We start from the raw sequence: 16,172 nt of genomic DNA, 5'->3' as shown, positions 1-16,172 counted from the left end.
GACAATCCTGTGAGGATGCGACGGGATGGGACGGCGCGCGCAGGCGCCGTCCCATCCCGTTTCCAGCGTCAAGCATCATGCGGCAGGCATCAGCCGGCGCGGTCCATCAGGAACTGCGTCAGCAGGGGCACCGGACGGCCGGTCGCGCCCTTGGCCGCGCCGCTCTTCCAGGCGGTGCCGGCGATGTCCAGGTGGGCCCAGTCGTACTTCTCGGTATAGCGCGCCAGGAAGCAGGCCGCGGTCACGCTGCCGGCCGGGCGGCCACCGATATTGGCCATATCGGCGAAGTTGGACTTGAGCTGGTCCTGGTAGTCATCGTCCATCGGCATGCGCCAGGCGGTGTCCATGGCCTTGCGGCCGGCTTGCTGCAATTGATCCGCCAGGCCGTCGTTGCGTGCATAAAGGCCGCTGTTGACGTGGCCCAGGGCAATGATGCAGGCGCCGGTCAGGGTTGCCACGTCGACCACGGCGGCCGGCTTGAAGCGCTCCACATAGGTCAGCGCGTCGCACAGCACCAGGCGGCCTTCGGCGTCCGTATTGAGGATCTCGATGGTCTGGCCGGACATGCTGGTCACCACGTCGCCGGGCTTGATGGCATTGCCGCTGGGCATGTTCTCGCAGGTGGGCACCACCGCAATCACGTTCAGCTTGAGGCCCATCTCGGCCGCTGCCTGCAGCGTGCCCAGCACCGAGGCGGCGCCGCACATGTCGTACTTCATCTCGTCCATGCCCTCGCCGGGCTTGAGCGAGATGCCGCCGGTATCGAAGGTAATGCCCTTGCCCACCAGCACCACCGGCGCCTGCTTGGCCGAGGCGCCGTCGTAGCGCAGCACGATGAACTGGGGCGGCTCCACCGCGCCCTTGGTGACCGCCAGGAAGGCGCCCATCTTCAGGGCTTCGAGCTGCTTGCGGCCAAGCACTTCCACCTTCAGCTTGTGGCGCTTGGCGATGCCGCGGGCGGCATTGGCCAGGTAGCTCGGCGTGCAGATATTGGACGGCAGGTTGCCCAGGTCCTTGGTGAGTTCCATGCCGTTGGCGATGGCCGCGCCGCGGACCACGGACTGGGCCGCTGCCTTGGCGTCGGCCGCGTCGACGGTCAGCACCACCTTGCGCAGGCCGGCGGGCTTGTCGCCGCCGTTGGACTTGCCACTGGCACTGGCATTGACGCGCTTGAGGTCGGGATGGCGTTCGTGCAGGCGGTAGCCGGCTTCGCGGATCAGGGTGACGGTGGTGATCAGGCGCCAGGCCAGGTCGCGCGCATTGCCGGCCTGCTGGGGTGCCTGCTGCTGGGCGAGGCACCACAGCACATTGACGGCGCGCGTGCCGGACAAGGCACGCAGGGCGGTGCGCACGGCTTCGGCAAAGGCCTTGTCGCCGAACTCGGCTTCCTTGCCGAAACCCACCAGCAGCACGCGGGCGGCACCCACGCCGGCCACTTCGTGCAGCATCAGCTGCGTGCCCCGCTTGCCCTCGAAATCGCCCAGCTTGATCAGCCGGGACACCAAGCCCTTGGTCGCCACGTCGAGCGCCTTGGCCACGCCTGCCAGGCTCTGCCCTTCGAACAGGCCCACCACCAGGCAATCGGTCTTGGTTGCCAGGAAACCATTTTGGCCCGCTTTACTCCAATCCAGGGCTTTTGTGCTAAATTCCATCGCGCTTCCTTCCAGGGGCTCGTCCACCACGAAAGCTCCTATTATCCGCGATTTGCTGCAGCCGGTCCGCTATCCTCAATTGGCAGGGTCCGGCGCACCGCATCGCCCGCGCCGGCCGGCAGCCCGGAACCGACACCGCATGATCTTTCAACAAGCCTTGCGTCGCGAGCTCGCATACACCGCCGGCGCGGTGTTCCTGGTCATGCTGACCTTCATGCTGACCTCGCTCGTAATCCGCATTCTCGGCATGGCCGCCAACGGGCAGGCCAGCCCCAACGACGTCCTGATGCTGATCGGCCTGGCCACCATCGGCTACCTGTCGATCCTGCTATCGGCCACGCTGTTCATCTCCACCCTGATCGTGCTGACGCGCTGGTACAAGGACTCGGAGATGGTGGTGTGGTTTTCGGCCGGCATCTCGCTGCGCGACCTGGTCAAACCGGTGCTGCAGTTCGCCGCGCCGTTCATCATCATGTCGCTGCTGCTGGGCATGTTCGCCTGGCCGTGGGCCAACCAGCAAAGCGCGCTGTTCCGCGACCGCTTCGAGCAGCGCGGCGTGCTGTCGATGATCGCCGCCGGCCGCTTCATCGAGCCGGCCAAGGGCAATTACGTGCTCTTCATCGAAGGCATCGACGCCGACATGAAGCACGCGCGCAACGTCTTCGTCGCCAACGCCGAAGCCGACAAGATCGGCGTGGCCCTGGCCCACCAGGGCGAGTTCCAGACCATGCCCAACGGCGACCGCATGGTGGTGATGGAGAACGGCCGCCGCTATGCCGGCACGCCGGGCAAGATCGACTACCGCATCGTCGAGTTCGATCAGTACGCGGTCAAGGTGGACAACAAACCACCTGAATCCGATGCCAACCTGCCCACCAAGAGCCGTGACACCATCGACCTGCTGCGCAACCCGACCAATGAAAACCTGGGCGAACTGCTGTGGCGGATGTCGCTGCCGCTGCTGGCCTTCAACTTCGTGCTGATCGCCATCCCGCTCGCCTACGTCAACCCGCGCCTGGGCCGCTACACGCCGCTGGTGTTCGCGGTGCTGATCTACCTGACCTACAGCAACCTGATCAACCTCTCCCAGGCCTGGGTGCGCTCCGGCTCGATCCCCTTCGCCATGGCCTGGTGGCCGTTCCACCTGATCGCCCTGCTCGGCTCGGTGCTGCTGTTCCGCTACCGCCAGAACCGCAGCCTGGGCGGCTGGCGCGCGGTCTTCGGCCTGCAGCGCAAGGCCAAGGGAGGCCAGGCATGAAGATATTGCGCGTCTATGAGCGATATTTCGCGCGGCTGATCTACGGCGTCTTCGCCTTTATCCTGTTCGCGGTCCTGTCGCTGTTCGTGTTCTTCGACATGCTCAGCGAGCTGGAAAGCGTGACCGGCCGCTACACCTCGCTGGTGGCGTTCTTCCACGTCATCCTGCAGGCGCCCACCCGTATCTACGAGATGCTGCCGATCGCCGTGCTGATCAGCGCGATCTATGTCTTCTCGCAGCTGGCCAGCCAGTCCGAGTTCACCATCTTCCGCGTGGCCGGCCTCAATACGCGGCAGGCGCTGTTCTCGCTGTTCAAGCTGGCGATACCGCTGGCCATCGCCACCTTCATCTTCGGCGAATTCATCGGCCCGGCGGCGGAGCAGTATGCGCAGAAGATCAAGCTGGAAGCGCTGGGAGCCACGGTCTCCTCGGGCTTCCGCTCCGGCGTGTGGGTCAAGGACCGCGACCGCGACGCCACCAAGGGCCACGAGGTCACCCGCTTCGTCAATGTGGCCGGCCTGCGGCCCGACCAGAGCATCACCGGCGTGACCATCTACGAGTTCGACGACCAGTACCGGCTCAGCGTGATCCGCGTGGCACAGGAAGGCCACTACCAAGGCAACCAGTCCTGGCAGCTTTCCGGCGTCACCGAGACCCGTTTCCTGGAGTTGCCGAGGGGCGAGGCGGGCAAGGCCGATCCGCTGGCGCCGGCGTTCCGTGGCGAGCAGCATGCCTTGTCCACCATGGCCATGCGCTCGGAGCTGACGCCGCAGATCCTGTCCGTGCTGCTGGTCGAACCCGAGCGGATGTCCACGCTCGACCTGTTCCGCTACATCCGCCACCTGCGCGACAACAAGCAGGACACCCAGCGCTACGAGATCGCCTTCTGGAAGAAAGTGATCTACCCGCTGACGCTGTTCGTGATGGTAGCGTTGGCCCTGCCCTTCGCCTACCTGCACGCGCGCGCCGGGGCGGTGGGCGTGAAGGTATTCGGCGGCATCATGCTGGGCTTGTCCTTCCACCTGTCCAATACGCTGTTCTCGCACGTTGGCTTGCTGCATACCTGGCCGCCGATCGTCTCGGCCCTGATTCCCGGCACGCTTTACCTGCTGGTGGCGCTCGGCGCGTTGCGCTGGGTTGACCGGCACTAAGGACCGGACGTGAGCACGCCCGCCACGCCCGCCCCCCGCCAGGCCCTGGTGCTGTTCGGCCACGGCGCGCGCGATGCGCGCTGGCGGGAGCCGTTCGACCGGCTGCACGCCAAGCTGACGGCTGCGCTGCCGGATTGCGCGGTGCGGCTGGCCTTCCTGGAACTGATGTCGCCTGCACTGCCGGACACGCTGGCCGAACTGGCCGCGGCGGGCGTTGCCGATATCGACGTGGTGCCGGTCTTCTTTGGTCAGGGGGGGCATTTGCGGCGTGATCTGCCGGCCCTGCTGGACGACTGCCGCCGGCAGCATCCGCGGGTGGCGATCCGCTGCGCGACGGCGGTGGGCGAGGCTGAAAGCGTGCTGGATGCGATTGCGGCTTATTGCGTGGGGACGCTCGGCGGAGCGGGACAAAGCGCCTGAGACACTGAGCGGGGAACCGGCAAGATACGCCAAAACCAGCACGCGGCGGCATTTGACGCGCCCGCCCTCTCCCCGGTTGCTCTCCCGCCAGCGGGAGAGGGGAGCAGACCAGCACATGGCATCCTCGTAACGCATGATTGGATGCAAGGGCCACGCGCAAGCCCAAGACCCAAAGACAAAGCCGGACAACGCTACGTTGCCCGGCTTTTTCCTTCCCGGCGCCCCTGCATCAGGCTGCGCGGGTTTCCCCATACGCAACGCCGCCGTCCACGTCCTGCGGCACCGCCTCGCTGGCCCTCGACGCCAGCGCTTCGCCGATCATCAACAGGCTCGGCTGCGCCGGATCGATCCACGTCGCCGCCTCTCCCGCCGCCATCTGGCGCAGCGTGAACTGGCGGCTGCGCTGGTGCGCCGAGGTAGCAGCCTCGACCACCCACGCAGGCGTGGATGCCGGCTTGCCATGGGCGATCAGTTGCGCCGCAATGGATGCCGCCTGGTCGCGGCCCATGTAGTACACCACCGTATCGGCCTTCACATCGGCCTCCACGTCGATCGTGTCCGCTGCCTTGGCCTGGGTGGCGAAGGCGACGCTGCGCGCCACGCCACGCTTGGTAAGCGGCTTGCGGATGGCGGAAGCGGCGGCCAGCGCGGCAGTGATGCCCGGCACGATCTCGTACTCGATACCGGCCTCTTCCAGCGCCTGCAATTCCTCGTCGGCACGGCCGAACAGCATCGGGTCGCCACCCTTGAGACGTACCACGCGATCCTGCTTGCGCGCCTGGTCGATGATCTGGCGGTTGATGAACAACTGCGCGGTGGAACGCTGGCCGCAGCGCTTGCCGACCTCGATCAGCTGCGCCTGCGGACACCATGCCAGCATCTCGGGCGATACCAGCGCATCGTGCAGCACCACCTGGGCTTCGCCCAAAAGCCGTGCACCGCGCACCGTAATGAGGTCCGCGGCACCGGGACCTGCCCCGATCAGGTAGACCTTGCCCATGCCATGCTCCTTCGCGTTTGCTTGATCGATTCGCCTATCCACTCGCCTCAGGCGAACGCACGAATCATGCCCGCAGCCACCGTGTGGTTGGTGGCTTCGTCGATCAGCACGAAAGCGCCGGTGGCCGGGTTGTCGCCGTAGACGTCGCAAACGATGGGCTTTTGCAGCGAGATCTGCACCGAACCGATATCGTTCAGGCGGATATCGTGGCGGCCGGTTTCATGCGACAGCGTATGCACGTCCAGTACGCGGTCCACCGACGACACGCGCGCGAACACGCTGGCCGTGGTGTGCTTGAGCACGTACTTGCGGGCCGGATTCAGCGATTCGTCGTCGAACCAGCACAGGTCGGCCGTCAGCTTCCTGGCCGAAGCGCTGTCCGCACCGGCGGCCACGAACATATCACCGCGCGACACATCCACGTCTTCGGACAGGCGCACCGTCACGGTCTCGCCGACGCTGGCCGACTCGGCCATGCCGTTGGGGGTCAGCACTTCCGCCACCACGGCGTCGCGGTTGGCCGGCAGCACGCGCAGCTTCTGGCCCACGCGCACGGTGCCTGCCTCGACCCGGCCGGCGTAGCCGCGAAAATCGTCCGCCTGGGCGCCATCCTGGCGGATCACCAGTTGCACCGGGAAGCGCAGCGCGGCATCGCCCTCGGGAGCGGGTTCTTCCACCGGCAGGGCTTCCAGCAGCGGCAGCAGCGACTCGCCCTGGTACCAGGGCATGGCCTGGCTGGCGTGCACGATATTGTCGCCGCGCAGCGCCGACACCGGCACGTAGCGCACGTCCTTCAGGCCGAGCTGGCTGGCCAGCTCGGCGTAGGCGGTGCGGATCTGGTTGAAACGCTCCTCGCTGAACTCGACCAGGTCCATCTTGTTGATGGCGACGATCACGTGCTGCAGTTCCAGCAGCTTCAGGATGGCCGAATGGCGCTTGGTCTGGGCCAGCAGCTCGGCGCGGCCGCCGGTCACGGTCACGCGGGTGGCATCGACCAGCACGATGGCGGCATGCGCGGTGGACGCGCCGGTCACCATGTTGCGGGTGTACTGCTCGTGCCCCGGCGTGTCGGCAATGATGAATTTGCGGCGCGCGGTGGAGAAATAGCGGTAAGCCACGTCGATGGTGATGCCCTGCTCGCGCTCGGCTTCCAGGCCATCGGTCAGCAGCGAGAAGTCGATCTGCTCGCCGGCGGTGCGCTTGTTCTTGGCATTGGTCAGCGCGGTCAGCTGATCCGACAGCACGGACTTGCTGTCATACAGCAGGCGGCCGATCAGCGTGCTCTTGCCATCGTCGACCGAACCGGCGGTGATGAAACGCAGCAGGCCTTGGTGTGATGCTTGTTTGGTCATGTCAAATCCTTTCTTCTTCCCTCCGCAGCGCCCGCTCCGGCGCTCAGGCGGGGGGCAGCGCTAGGCGCGTGAGGGCGACGTGTACATTGGTACACGAGCACTCTCGCAACGACGCGATGTGCCCGCCTGAGCATCCGGGTTAGAAGTAGCCTTCTTTCTTGCGGCGTTCCATCGATGCTTCGCTGGTCTGGTCGTCCATCCGGGTCGCGCCGCGCTCGGTGATCTCGGTCACGGCCGTCTCGGCGATGATCTCGATCGGCGAGGCCGCGGTGCTGGCCACCGGGCAGGTGCAGCTGATGTCGCCCACGGTGCGGAAGCGCACCGACAGCACTTCGCTGACGTCGCCGTCCTGTTTGGGCGTGATCGGCGTCACCGGCACCAGCAGGCCGTTCTTCTTCACCACTTCGCGCTCGTGCGCGTAGTAGATCGGCGGCAGTTCCAACGCTTCGCGGGCGATGTATTGCCACACGTCCAGCTCGGTCCAGTTGGAGATGGGAAACACGCGCATCTGCTCGCCGGCCGCCATGCGGGCGTTGTACAGGCTCCACAGTTCCGGGCGCTGGGCCTTCGGGTCCCATTGGCCGAACTCGTCGCGGAAGGAAAAGATGCGTTCCTTGGCGCGCGCCTTTTCTTCATCGCGGCGGGCACCGCCCATCAGCGCGTCATACTTGTTCGACTCGATGGTTTCCAGCAGCGTCACGGCCTGCGCCGCGTTGCGCGAATCGGTTTCCTTGCGCAGGCGCACGGTGCCGCGCCTGATGGAATCTTCCACATGGCCCACCACCAGGCGCGCGCCGAGCTCGGCCACGCGCTGGTCGCGGAAGGTGATCACTTCCGGGTAGTTGTGGCCGGTGTCGATATGCACCAGCGGGAATGGCAGTTCGGTCTTGCGCTCACCCAGGCGGAAGGCCTTGAGCGCCAGGTGCAGCATGACGATGGAATCCTTGCCGCCCGAGAACAGCAGGGCCGGGTTGCGGCACTCCGCCACCACCTCGCGGATGATGTAGATGGATTCCGCCTCGAGCTTGTCGAGGTGATCGTTCTGCACTTGCAGCAAATGCGCCACGTCCGGCGCGCCCGCGATTTCGTTCATGATGCCCATTTCGTCTGGCCTCAATGCTTGATGTTCTGTTCGTGAAGCCCGCACTCTTTCGAGTCCTTGCTCTCCCACCACCACCGTCCGGCGCGCACGTCCTCGCCGGCGCGCACGGCACGCGTACAAGGCTCGCAGCCGATGCTGGGGTAGCCCTTGGCATGCAGCGCGTTGACCGGCACGTTATGGCGCTTCAGGTAAGCCCACACCTCGGCCTCGCTCCAGTCGGCGAGCGGGTTGAACTTCGGAATGCCGCGCGCCTCGTCCATTTCCTCGAACGGCAGTTCCGCGCGCGTCACCGCCTGCTCGCGGCGCTGGCCGGTCAGCCAGGCATCGGCGTGCGACAGGGCGCGGTTCAGCGGCTCCACCTTGCGGATGCCGCAGCAGCTCTTGCGCAGGTCGACGCTGTCGTAGAACGCGTTCAGGCCGTGGTTCTTCAGGTAGTTCTCGATCGCCTCGGGGTCCGGCGTGAAGCGCTCGATGTCGTAGCCGTAGTGCGCCTTGACCTCGTCCAGCACCGCCAGCGTCTCCCCATGCAGGCGGCCGGTTTGCAGCGTGAAGACGCGGATGCCGGCGCGGACCTGCTCGGTACCGCGCAGGATAGCATCCGTCACCACCATGTCTTCGGCCGCCAGGCTCGACGCAAAGCGCGCGCGAAAAAAACGGCCGGCGATGCCCGCCAGGCGCTGGCCCAGCTCACGCTCCTTGACCTCGAGATCCGCCACGCTGCCGGTGTATTCCGGCGCGGTCCACAGTGCCGGGGGGCGCAGCGAGGAGACGGGGGCCTCGACGATAGCGATCTCGCTCATACCGTTTCCTTGCCCAGCGCTTCGGCGCGGTTGCGGCGGAACAGCGGCAGCGGCTCGTCCACCGATGCCTGGTAGGCCACGGTGAACTCGGTGAAGCCCTTGATGGCGTCGTCGATGTTCTTGTCGGCGCGCACCGCGAAGGCATCGAAGCCGCAGCGCTTCATGAAGTTGAGCTGGTCGCGCAGCACGTCGCCGATGGCGCGCAGCTGGCCCCTCCAGTCGTAGCGGGTGCGCAGCAGGTAGGCGGTGGAAAAGCCACGGCCATCGCGGAACACGGGGAAGTCCACCGCCACCACGGACACGCCGGCGAAGGCGGCCTGTGCGTCGGCGGGTTCGTCTTCCGGTGCCAGCCAGATGCCGGTGATGCCGGCGGCGCGGCCGGCCAGTACGCCGTCCTTGTGCGCCAGCCAGGCGCTCAGCGGAAACAGCACAGCGTCCTTGCCTTGTGCCGCGGCGACAATCTGCTCGTCGGTCAGGGCCTGGCCCTCGGCGCCGCGCAGCACTGTCCACGCGTCGTCGACGATGACCGGGGTGGGGTTGGCGCCTTCGCCGCGTTGCAGTTGAATGATCTTTGCCATGTCGTTATCTCCGGTGCTCAGGCTTCGGCGCGTTCGCGCTGCCCGCTGGTCCTGCCCTGGGCATAGACGCGTTCCTTGAACGGGGCGATGCCGATACGGCCCAGCACGTCGATGAAGCCTTCGTCCTCGTGGCGGTTGGCCACATAGGTATCGATGATGCGCGACACCACGTCGGGCATTTCCTCGGCCTTGAACGACGGGCCGATCACCTTGCCGATGGCGCTCTGGTTGCCTTGCGCGCCGCCCAGCGTGACCTGGTACCACTCCTCGCCGTCCTTATCCACGCCCAGCACGCCGATATTGCCGACATGGTGGTGGCCGCAGGCGTTGATGCAGCCCGAGATGTTGAGCGAGATCTCGCCCAGGTCGTGCACATAGTCCAGGTCGTCGAAACGCGCCTGGATGGCCAGCGCGATGGGGATCGACTTGGCATTGGCCAGCGAGCAGAAATCGCCGCCCGGGCAGGCGATGATGTCGGTCAGCAGGCCGATGTTGGCGGTCGCCAGGCCGGCCTTCTTCGCCTCTTGCCACAGGTCGTACAGGTCGTGCTTGCGCACGTCCGGCAGCACCAGGTTCTGCTCGTGCGCCACGCGCAGCTCACCGTAGCCGTAGCGGTCGGCCAGGTCGGCGACCAGGTCGATCTGCGCATCGGTGGCGTCTCCCGGGGGCGATGCCGCGCCCGGCTTGGTCGACAGGGTGACCGCGGCGTAGCCCGGCACCTTGTGCGCATGCACGCTGCGGCTCACCCAGCGGGCGAAGGCCTTGTCTTCCAGCAAGTGCTTTTCATACGAAGCATCGGTGTCGGCCAGCTTGTCGTAGGCCGGCGGCGCGAAGTACTGCGCCACGCGGTCGAACTCGGCCTGCGTGATGGTGGCGGGACCATCCTTGCTGTGCTGCCATTCTTCCTCGACTTCCTCGGCGAACTTCTCCACGCCGATGGCCTTCACCAGGATCTTGATGCGCGCCTTGTACTTGTTGTCGCGGCGGCCATAGCGGTTGTACACGCGGATTGCCGATTCCACGTACGACAGCAGGTGCTGCCAGGGCAGGTCTTCCTTGATCACCGAACCCAGGATCGGGGTGCGGCCCAGGCCGCCGCCGGCCAGCACGCGCAGGCGCGTCTCGCCCGCGGCGTTGCGGTAGGCGTAGATGCCGATATCGTGCATCTGCACCACGGCGCGGTCGTCGTCCGAGGCGGAGATGGCGATCTTGAACTTGCGCGGCAGGAAGGCGAACTCCGGCTGGAAGGTGCTCCACTGGCGCAGCAGTTCGGCCAGCACGCGCGGGTCCACGGACTCGTCCGGGGCCACGCCGGCGAACTGGTCGGTGGTGATGTTGCGCACGCAGTTGCCGGAAGTCTGGATGCCGTGCATTTCGACGCTGGCGAGTTCGGCCAGCACGTCAGGCACGCGCTCCAGTTCCATCCAGTTGTACTGGATGTTCTGGCGGGTGGAGAAGTGGCCATAGCCGCGGTCGTACTCGCGCGCGATATGCGCCAGCATGCGCATCTGCCTGGAGGACAGCAGGCCGTACGGAATCGCCACGCGCAGCATGTAGGCATGGCGCTGCATGTAGAGGCCGTTCTGCAAGCGCAGCGGCAGGAATTCTTCCTCGCTCAGTTCGTCGGCGATGCGGCGGCGCACCTGGTCGCGGAACTGGGCCACGCGTTCGTTGACGATGCGTTGGTCATACTGGTCGTACTGATACATGGTGTGGGTCCGTTCAGTATTCGTTAAATTCGTTGGATTCAGGAGACGAGCTTGATGGCGACCAGCGTCAGCGTGGTCGCCAGCGCGGCGCGCACCAGCCGCTCGGGCAGCGCCCGCGACAGTTGCGCGCCCAGCCAGATGCCGGGGATCGAACCCACCAGCAGGGCGAGCAAAAGCGTCCAGTTCACCGTGCCGAGCCACACATGGCCCAGGCCGGCAAGCGCCGTCAGCGGGACGGCGTAAGCGATATCGGTGCCGGCCACTTCAGCCGGCTTCATACGCGGATAGAGCAGCAGGATCAGGGTGGCGCCAACGGCGCCCGCGCCGATCGAGGACACCGTCACCAGCACGCCGATCACGGCGCCCACCAGTACGGTGGCGATGGTCTGGGCACGGCCTTCGAGCTGGAATTGCGGGTTGCGCGACAGCCAGGCCAGCAGTTGCTTGCGGAACAGCAGCGACAATACCGTCAGGATCACCGACACGCCGATGGTCAGGCGGATCGCGTGCAGCCACTGCGCATTGAGTTCGCCGGCGCTCTTGAGCACCAGGATGGCCACCACCGCGGCCGGCAGGCTGCCGATGCACAGGCGGCGCACCACCTGCCACTGCACGTGGCCGTGGGCGCGGTGCGCCAGCGTGCCGAACCCCTTGGTGATGGCGGCGAACGCCAGGTCGGTGCCGACCGCCGTGGCCGGCGAGAAGCCGAACAGCAGGGTCAGCAGCGGCGTCATGAGCGAACCCCCGCCCACCCCGGTCAGACCGACGAGGACGCCTACTAGCAGACCGGAAACGGTATAGGCAAGGGACATGGGGAGCTCACGAGGCCGGTGGGTGCCCGCCACTGCCTGAAAACGAGGCACGCGCGCGGAGGTTCCGACGGTTCATTAACAAAGTTCGAGAATCGTAATAAACTGGCCTCATATCTCAAACTAATAAGAAGTTGTTTGTTTATACGAACACAGTTATATGAACCTGCACCAGTTCCGCTTTGTGCGCGAAGCAGTACGTCAGAACTACAACCTGACCGAGGCCGCTAAAGCGCTCTACACATCACAACCAGGCGTTTCCAAGGCCATCATCGAGCTGGAGGAAGAGCTCGGCGTGGACATCTTTACCCGCCACGGCAAGCGCATCCGCAGCCTGACGGAGCCGGGCCGGCGCATCCTGGTGTCGGTGGAGAAGATCCTGCAGGAAGTGGAGAGCCTGAAACGGGTCGGCAAGGACTACGCCGCCCAGGACCAGGGCAACTTCACCATCGCCACCACCCACACCCAGGCGCGCTACGCCCTGCCGCGGGTGATCGCGGAGTTTACCAAGCGCTACCCGAAAGTGCGCCTTTCCATCCAGCAGGGCAATCCGGCGCAGATTGCGGACATGGTGCTGCACGATCACGCCGACATCGGGATCGCCACCGAAGGCATCTCCGCGGACAAGAACCTGATCTCGTTGCCGGGCTATCAATGGCAACATGTGCTGGTAACGCCACCCGAGCATCCGCTGCTGGAAAAGAAGCACCTGGCGCTGGAAGACCTGATGGGTTACCCGATCATCACCTACGACCCCAACTTCGCCGGCCGCCCCAAGATCGACAAGGCCTTCGAGCTGCGCCACCTCAAACCGGACATCATCCTGGAGGCCATCGACGCCGACGTCATCAAGACCTATGTGGAGATTGGTCTTGGCGTGGGCATCGTCGCCGGGGTAGCCTTCGACGCCGAGCGCGACCGCAACCTGCGCGGCATCCCCGCCGGCCACCTGTTCGGCACCAATGTGACGCACCTCGCGGTCAAACAGGGCGCCTACCTGCGCAGCTTTGTGTATACCTTTATTGAGTTGTTTTCGCCGACCCTGAACCGCAAGCTGGTGGAACAAGCCATGTCGGGCGAGCACGAAGCCTACGAACTCTGATTTTCCGCCCCTCGGGCGCGGTCCCGCCAGGGGTGCGCCGGCCGCCAGCCGGCGCGTGTGGCGGCTGACCGGCTTTCATCGATTTACCACGTTGGCCAGACTCGCCAGAGTCGACTGGCCGACTTCATTGGCCACCCTACCCGGCCAGAAAGACAACATGATCAACAACTGCTTCACCCTCCTGCCCAATCTTCAGGCTCTCGCTACCCAGTCCAGCCACCCGGAGGCCTGCCAATGACCACGCAAGCCACCCTCCACTGGACCGAAAACGGCGAAGAACGCAGCGCGGACTGGCGCTCCGAGGCCGGCATGCCCCCGCCCAAGCGCGTGGTCATCGCTGACGACACCACCAGCGCCGACACCGCCTACCGCCTCGCCTGCGAAGGCACCGCCATGCTCTGGCGCGGCGACTTCCAGAACGCCCGCCAGCTGCTGCAGGCCCTGGCCCGCCGCGCCGACAAGCCCAAGAAGGCACCCAAGGCCGGCAAAGCGCCCCTGGTGAAGCCCACGCCCACCGAAGCCTTCCACCTGCACCGCCAGGCCCAGTCCCAGCGCGCCCGCACCCTGGCCATGCTGCTGCTGCCCTTCGACGCCGACCACCTGGTGCCGCTGCGCCGCGCACCCGACACCCGCGAAGCCTGCCTGGAAGCCTACGGCGAGGCCGACGCGCCCTACGTGGCATCCATGCGCGAACTGCTCGGCCTGATCGGCGCCCACGAATGGCGCAAGAAGGGCGTGGAGATCCCCGCCCTGGGCGACCGCATCCACCCCTACTACGGCGTGTTCTCCCCGGTGCGCGGCGAATACATCGACCTGGTGGCCAAGGCGCAGCTGCCCGCCGGCGCCGCCAGCCTGGCCTTCGACATCGGCACCGGCACCGGCGTGCTGGCCGCCCTGCTGGCCCAGCGCGGCGTCAAGCGCGTGATCGCCACCGACCAGGACCCGCGCGCGCTGGCCTGCGCCAGCGAGAATATCCGCCGCCTCGGCATGGACGACCAGGTGGAAGTGACCGAAGCCGACCTCTTCCCTGCGGGCCGCGCCCCGCTGGTGGTCTGCAACCCGCCCTGGGTGCCCGCACGCCCCAACTCGCCGATCGAGCGCGCCGTGTACGACCCCGACAGCCAGATGCTCAAGGGCTTCCTCGCCGGGCTGGCCGAGCATCTGGAACCGAAGGGCGAAGGCTGGCTGTTGCTGTCCGACCTGGCCGAGCACCTGGGCCTGCGCACGCGCGAAGCGCTGCTGGGCTGGATCGGGGAAGGCGGGCTGAAGGTGTTGGGACGCCTGGAGGTCAAGCCGCACCACCCGAAGGCCGCCGACCAGACCGACGCGCTGCATGCGGCGCGCTCGGCCGAGGTGACTTCGTTGTGGCGGCTGGCGATACGCTAGGCGTTCACTGCATCGCCTTCATTCGCTGCAGCAATGCAGCAATGAGCGAACCGGATCACGGCCCGGACAACATGCCGCGCAAGCTGGATCAGGATGCGTGGTTTCTGTGCGAAACCACCTCCATCCGCTACTAGGCATTGTGCGCGAGGCTGTGCAGAGCCGGCGGACCACAATGCTTCGCTGATCCAGCATGCCGGCACCATCATGGAGGAGCAGGGCGAGATCGCCCGCTTCGCCGCCAAGGCCCCGCGCCTGACCGAACTGCCCGTGCCCAATGCGCCGGATTCCGGTTTCTTCCAGGTCCCGCTGCCCCACCTGTCGATGCTGCGGATCGGCGGCGGCGATGTCGCCGACAAAACAGGTATTTATCACGCCGCCGATATGTGCTGGCCCCGTTCAGTCCCGGCACTATTGCATATACGGTATCAATGCATTGCGGTGAACGGCATGAGGCGCCACGAGACGCGCCAGCGCTGGTCTGGACAGGGTTGCCTGGCAAGCCGGAAAACCTGTTGCCGTATCAGGGTTTCCCCTTGTGCGTGCCACAGGAGTAAATTCATGCTTCGCCATGCCCGATCCGGCTCCAGCCACATGGATGCCAGGATCGGAAACTGGAGATCGGAGTGGAGACCATGCCGTGCCAGGCTGTCGACGCAAGGCCGGGATGCGGCGTTATCCCTCTGGAAGGACAGTGATCATGTTGCGCTCCGCCATCGGCAAGCAGGATTTCACGCCACTGGCGAGCCACGTGCCCAAGCGCCCCCCGGTGCTCTTTTACTCAAGTCAGCAGGAAAGGAAGCAAACCCATGAGCTCCACCATCGAAGCACTGTTCCCGAAGCATGAAGGCGCCCCCGACAGCATCGTCAGCGCGCTCAACCACCAGCAGATCGTCGTCGCCTTGTCGGCACTGGTGGCCGAGCAGCGCGTTGCCGTGCTGCATATGCTGTACCCGCGTACCGACGCGCGCACGCACCGCAGCCTCGACACGCTGGTCAGCACGCTGCACGGCCACGGCCTGCACGAGGTCGCCACGCTGATCTCGCAGGAAGCGCACTATCTCGCGTTCAAGGATCCCGTGAAGGCCTGGAAGGCGTTCCAGGAAATCCGCCATGACTCGCTGGCGATCGGCGTTCACCTGTATTACAAGGGGAGCACCGGTGATGATGCGGAGAAGGCCCTCGATGCGGATGCGCATCCGAAGACCGACACCTCCCCGCGCCACTCCTGAACGGATTGCCGCCGAGACTGGCGGCATGGCGGGCGTTGGCGGCTGACGCCTGCGCCCGCGATGGCCCCGCTTGCCCTGGGTAGGGCAAGAATCGCCACCGCTCCCGTCCGGGCCAGGTGTGGTAGTTCACTACCAGGAATCCGCCTCCGCGCTGCTATTCCAAAAATTCCTCCCGCGATGTGTCGATATTGACGCCCGCGGTTCGTCGTCTCAATGGCGGCGCGCGTTGTGTCCGCCTATTCTGCAGAGAATCACAAAGGAGATCGGACATGCATTACATCGATGGATTTGTCGTCCCCGTGCCGACGGCCAACCGGGAAACCTACCGCAAGTTCTCCGAGGCTGCCGCGGTGGTGTTCAAGGAACATGGCGCGCTGTCCCTCGTCGAGTGCTGGGGCGACGACGTGCCCGAAGGCAAGCTCACCTCATTCCCGATGGCGGTCAAACTTGAGAAGGACGAGACCGCGGTCTTTTCCTGGATCACCTGGCCGTCGCGCAAGGTCCGCGACGAGGGGATGAAGGCCGCCATGGCCGATCCCCGCTTGCAGAACCAGGGAGAGATGCCCTTCGACGGCAAGCGGATGATCTTCGGCGGCTTCGAGATGATCGTGAACACGTAGCCGG

General features: G+C 65.8%; 15 protein-coding genes. 7 read left to right on the top strand and 8 right to left on the bottom strand.

The window, feature by feature from the left end:
* Positions 1-89: 89 nt before the first annotated feature.
* A complete protein-coding gene (locus AC3FOF_RS00860; RefSeq protein ID WP_017228590.1) occupies positions 90-1,652 on the bottom strand; it encodes a leucyl aminopeptidase in 1,563 nt (520 codons plus the stop codon).
* Between the two features lie 139 nt (positions 1,653-1,791).
* Between AC3FOF_RS00860 and lptF the strand changes: the two genes are divergently transcribed.
* Genes lptF through AC3FOF_RS00845 form a run of 3 tightly spaced genes read left to right on the top strand, consistent with a single transcriptional unit; the run spans position 1,792 to position 4,481 of the window.
* Positions 1,792-2,910: an LPS export ABC transporter permease LptF gene (gene lptF, locus AC3FOF_RS00855; protein ID WP_276264383.1), complete on the top strand. Its 1,119-nt coding sequence runs from the start codon at positions 1,792-1,794 to the stop codon at positions 2,908-2,910.
* Complete coding sequence (gene lptG, locus AC3FOF_RS00850) at positions 2,907-4,061, top strand: LPS export ABC transporter permease LptG (RefSeq protein ID WP_017228588.1); 1,155 nt, start codon at positions 2,907-2,909, stop codon at positions 4,059-4,061. The genes lptF and lptG overlap by 4 nt, the downstream gene beginning before the upstream one ends.
* Positions 4,062-4,070: 9 nt before the next feature.
* Entirely contained in the window at positions 4,071-4,481 is a 411-nt protein-coding gene (locus AC3FOF_RS00845; protein ID WP_488725532.1) for a sirohydrochlorin chelatase, read from the top strand.
* 229 nt (positions 4,482-4,710) lie between these two features.
* Here the strand turns inward: AC3FOF_RS00845 and cobA are convergent, their stop codons facing one another.
* The 7 genes from cobA to AC3FOF_RS00810 all read right to left on the bottom strand — a co-directional run bounded on the left by cobA (position 4,711) and on the right by AC3FOF_RS00810 (position 11,834).
* Positions 4,711-5,481, bottom strand: a complete 771-nt coding sequence (cobA, locus tag AC3FOF_RS00840; RefSeq protein ID WP_017228586.1) for a uroporphyrinogen-III C-methyltransferase — start codon at positions 5,479-5,481, stop codon at positions 4,711-4,713.
* Between the two features lie 47 nt (positions 5,482-5,528).
* Positions 5,529-6,833: a sulfate adenylyltransferase subunit 1 gene (locus AC3FOF_RS00835; RefSeq protein WP_488725531.1), complete on the bottom strand. Its 1,305-nt coding sequence runs from the start codon at positions 6,831-6,833 to the stop codon at positions 5,529-5,531.
* A 139-nt stretch (positions 6,834-6,972) separates the two neighbouring features.
* Positions 6,973-7,935 carry a sulfate adenylyltransferase subunit CysD gene (gene cysD / locus AC3FOF_RS00830; RefSeq protein WP_488725530.1) on the bottom strand — a complete coding sequence of 321 codons (963 nt, stop codon included), beginning with the start codon at positions 7,933-7,935 and terminating at the stop codon, positions 6,973-6,975.
* Positions 7,936-7,946: 11 nt separating this feature from the next.
* Positions 7,947-8,735: a phosphoadenylyl-sulfate reductase gene (locus tag AC3FOF_RS00825; protein WP_017228583.1), complete on the bottom strand. Its 789-nt coding sequence runs from the start codon at positions 8,733-8,735 to the stop codon at positions 7,947-7,949.
* Entirely contained in the window at positions 8,732-9,313 is a 582-nt protein-coding gene (locus AC3FOF_RS00820) for a DUF934 domain-containing protein (RefSeq protein WP_017228582.1), read from the bottom strand. The genes AC3FOF_RS00825 and AC3FOF_RS00820 overlap by 4 nt, the downstream gene beginning before the upstream one ends.
* Before the next feature lie 17 nt (positions 9,314-9,330).
* Positions 9,331-11,022 carry a nitrite/sulfite reductase gene (locus AC3FOF_RS00815; protein WP_276264378.1) on the bottom strand — a complete coding sequence of 564 codons (1,692 nt, stop codon included), beginning with the start codon at positions 11,020-11,022 and terminating at the stop codon, positions 9,331-9,333.
* Positions 11,023-11,060: 38 nt separating this feature from the next.
* Positions 11,061-11,834 (bottom strand): sulfite exporter TauE/SafE family protein, encoded by a 774-nt coding sequence (locus AC3FOF_RS00810; protein ID WP_035813982.1) that lies wholly within the window; start codon positions 11,832-11,834, stop codon positions 11,061-11,063.
* Positions 11,835-11,991: 157 nt separating this feature from the next.
* On the opposite strand from AC3FOF_RS00810, the gene AC3FOF_RS00805 reads away from it, so the two are divergent.
* From AC3FOF_RS00805 to AC3FOF_RS00790, 4 genes are all read left to right on the top strand, one after another.
* A complete protein-coding gene (locus tag AC3FOF_RS00805) occupies positions 11,992-12,933 on the top strand; it encodes a CysB family HTH-type transcriptional regulator (RefSeq protein WP_276264377.1) in 942 nt (313 codons plus the stop codon).
* A 234-nt stretch (positions 12,934-13,167) separates the two neighbouring features.
* Positions 13,168-14,319 carry a 50S ribosomal protein L11 methyltransferase gene (locus tag AC3FOF_RS00800; protein ID WP_488725529.1) on the top strand — a complete coding sequence of 384 codons (1,152 nt, stop codon included), beginning with the start codon at positions 13,168-13,170 and terminating at the stop codon, positions 14,317-14,319.
* 806 nt (positions 14,320-15,125) lie between these two features.
* Entirely contained in the window at positions 15,126-15,548 is a 423-nt protein-coding gene (locus AC3FOF_RS00795; RefSeq protein WP_488725528.1) for a hypothetical protein, read from the top strand.
* Positions 15,549-15,817: 269 nt separating this feature from the next.
* Positions 15,818-16,168, top strand: coding sequence for a DUF1428 domain-containing protein (locus AC3FOF_RS00790; protein WP_488725527.1), 351 nt, complete (start codon positions 15,818-15,820; stop codon positions 16,166-16,168).
* Positions 16,169-16,172: the final 4 nt, after the last annotated feature.

This window comes from Cupriavidus sp. 96C5-1 (assembly GCF_057798855.1).
The sequence above is the reverse complement of the archived record's forward strand: the minus strand, read 5'-3'. Positions and strand labels throughout refer to the sequence as shown.

What these genes read in the sequence shown, in the direction of transcription:
- AC3FOF_RS00860 (WP_017228590.1), bottom strand. Translation starts at nt 1,652, where the DNA reads ATGGAATTTAGCACAAAAGCCCTGGATTGGAGTAAAGCGGGCCAAAAT.
- lptF (WP_276264383.1), top strand. Translation starts at nt 1,792, where the DNA reads ATGATCTTTCAACAAGCCTTGCGTCGCGAGCTCGCATACACCGCCGGC.
- lptG (WP_017228588.1), top strand. Translation starts at nt 2,907, where the DNA reads ATGAAGATATTGCGCGTCTATGAGCGATATTTCGCGCGGCTGATCTAC.
- cobA (WP_017228586.1), bottom strand. Translation starts at nt 5,481, where the DNA reads ATGGGCAAGGTCTACCTGATCGGGGCAGGTCCCGGTGCCGCGGACCTC.
- AC3FOF_RS00835 (WP_488725531.1), bottom strand. Translation starts at nt 6,833, where the DNA reads ATGACCAAACAAGCATCACACCAAGGCCTGCTGCGTTTCATCACCGCC.
- cysD (WP_488725530.1), bottom strand. Translation starts at nt 7,935, where the DNA reads ATGGGCATCATGAACGAAATCGCGGGCGCGCCGGACGTGGCGCATTTG.
- AC3FOF_RS00825 (WP_017228583.1), bottom strand. Translation starts at nt 8,735, where the DNA reads ATGAGCGAGATCGCTATCGTCGAGGCCCCCGTCTCCTCGCTGCGCCCC.
- AC3FOF_RS00820 (WP_017228582.1), bottom strand. Translation starts at nt 9,313, where the DNA reads ATGGCAAAGATCATTCAACTGCAACGCGGCGAAGGCGCCAACCCCACC.
- AC3FOF_RS00815 (WP_276264378.1), bottom strand. Translation starts at nt 11,022, where the DNA reads ATGTATCAGTACGACCAGTATGACCAACGCATCGTCAACGAACGCGTG.
- AC3FOF_RS00810 (WP_035813982.1), bottom strand. Translation starts at nt 11,834, where the DNA reads ATGTCCCTTGCCTATACCGTTTCCGGTCTGCTAGTAGGCGTCCTCGTC.
- AC3FOF_RS00805 (WP_276264377.1), top strand. Translation starts at nt 11,992, where the DNA reads ATGAACCTGCACCAGTTCCGCTTTGTGCGCGAAGCAGTACGTCAGAAC.
- AC3FOF_RS00800 (WP_488725529.1), top strand. Translation starts at nt 13,168, where the DNA reads ATGACCACGCAAGCCACCCTCCACTGGACCGAAAACGGCGAAGAACGC.
- AC3FOF_RS00795 (WP_488725528.1), top strand. Translation starts at nt 15,126, where the DNA reads ATGAGCTCCACCATCGAAGCACTGTTCCCGAAGCATGAAGGCGCCCCC.
- AC3FOF_RS00790 (WP_488725527.1), top strand. Translation starts at nt 15,818, where the DNA reads ATGCATTACATCGATGGATTTGTCGTCCCCGTGCCGACGGCCAACCGG.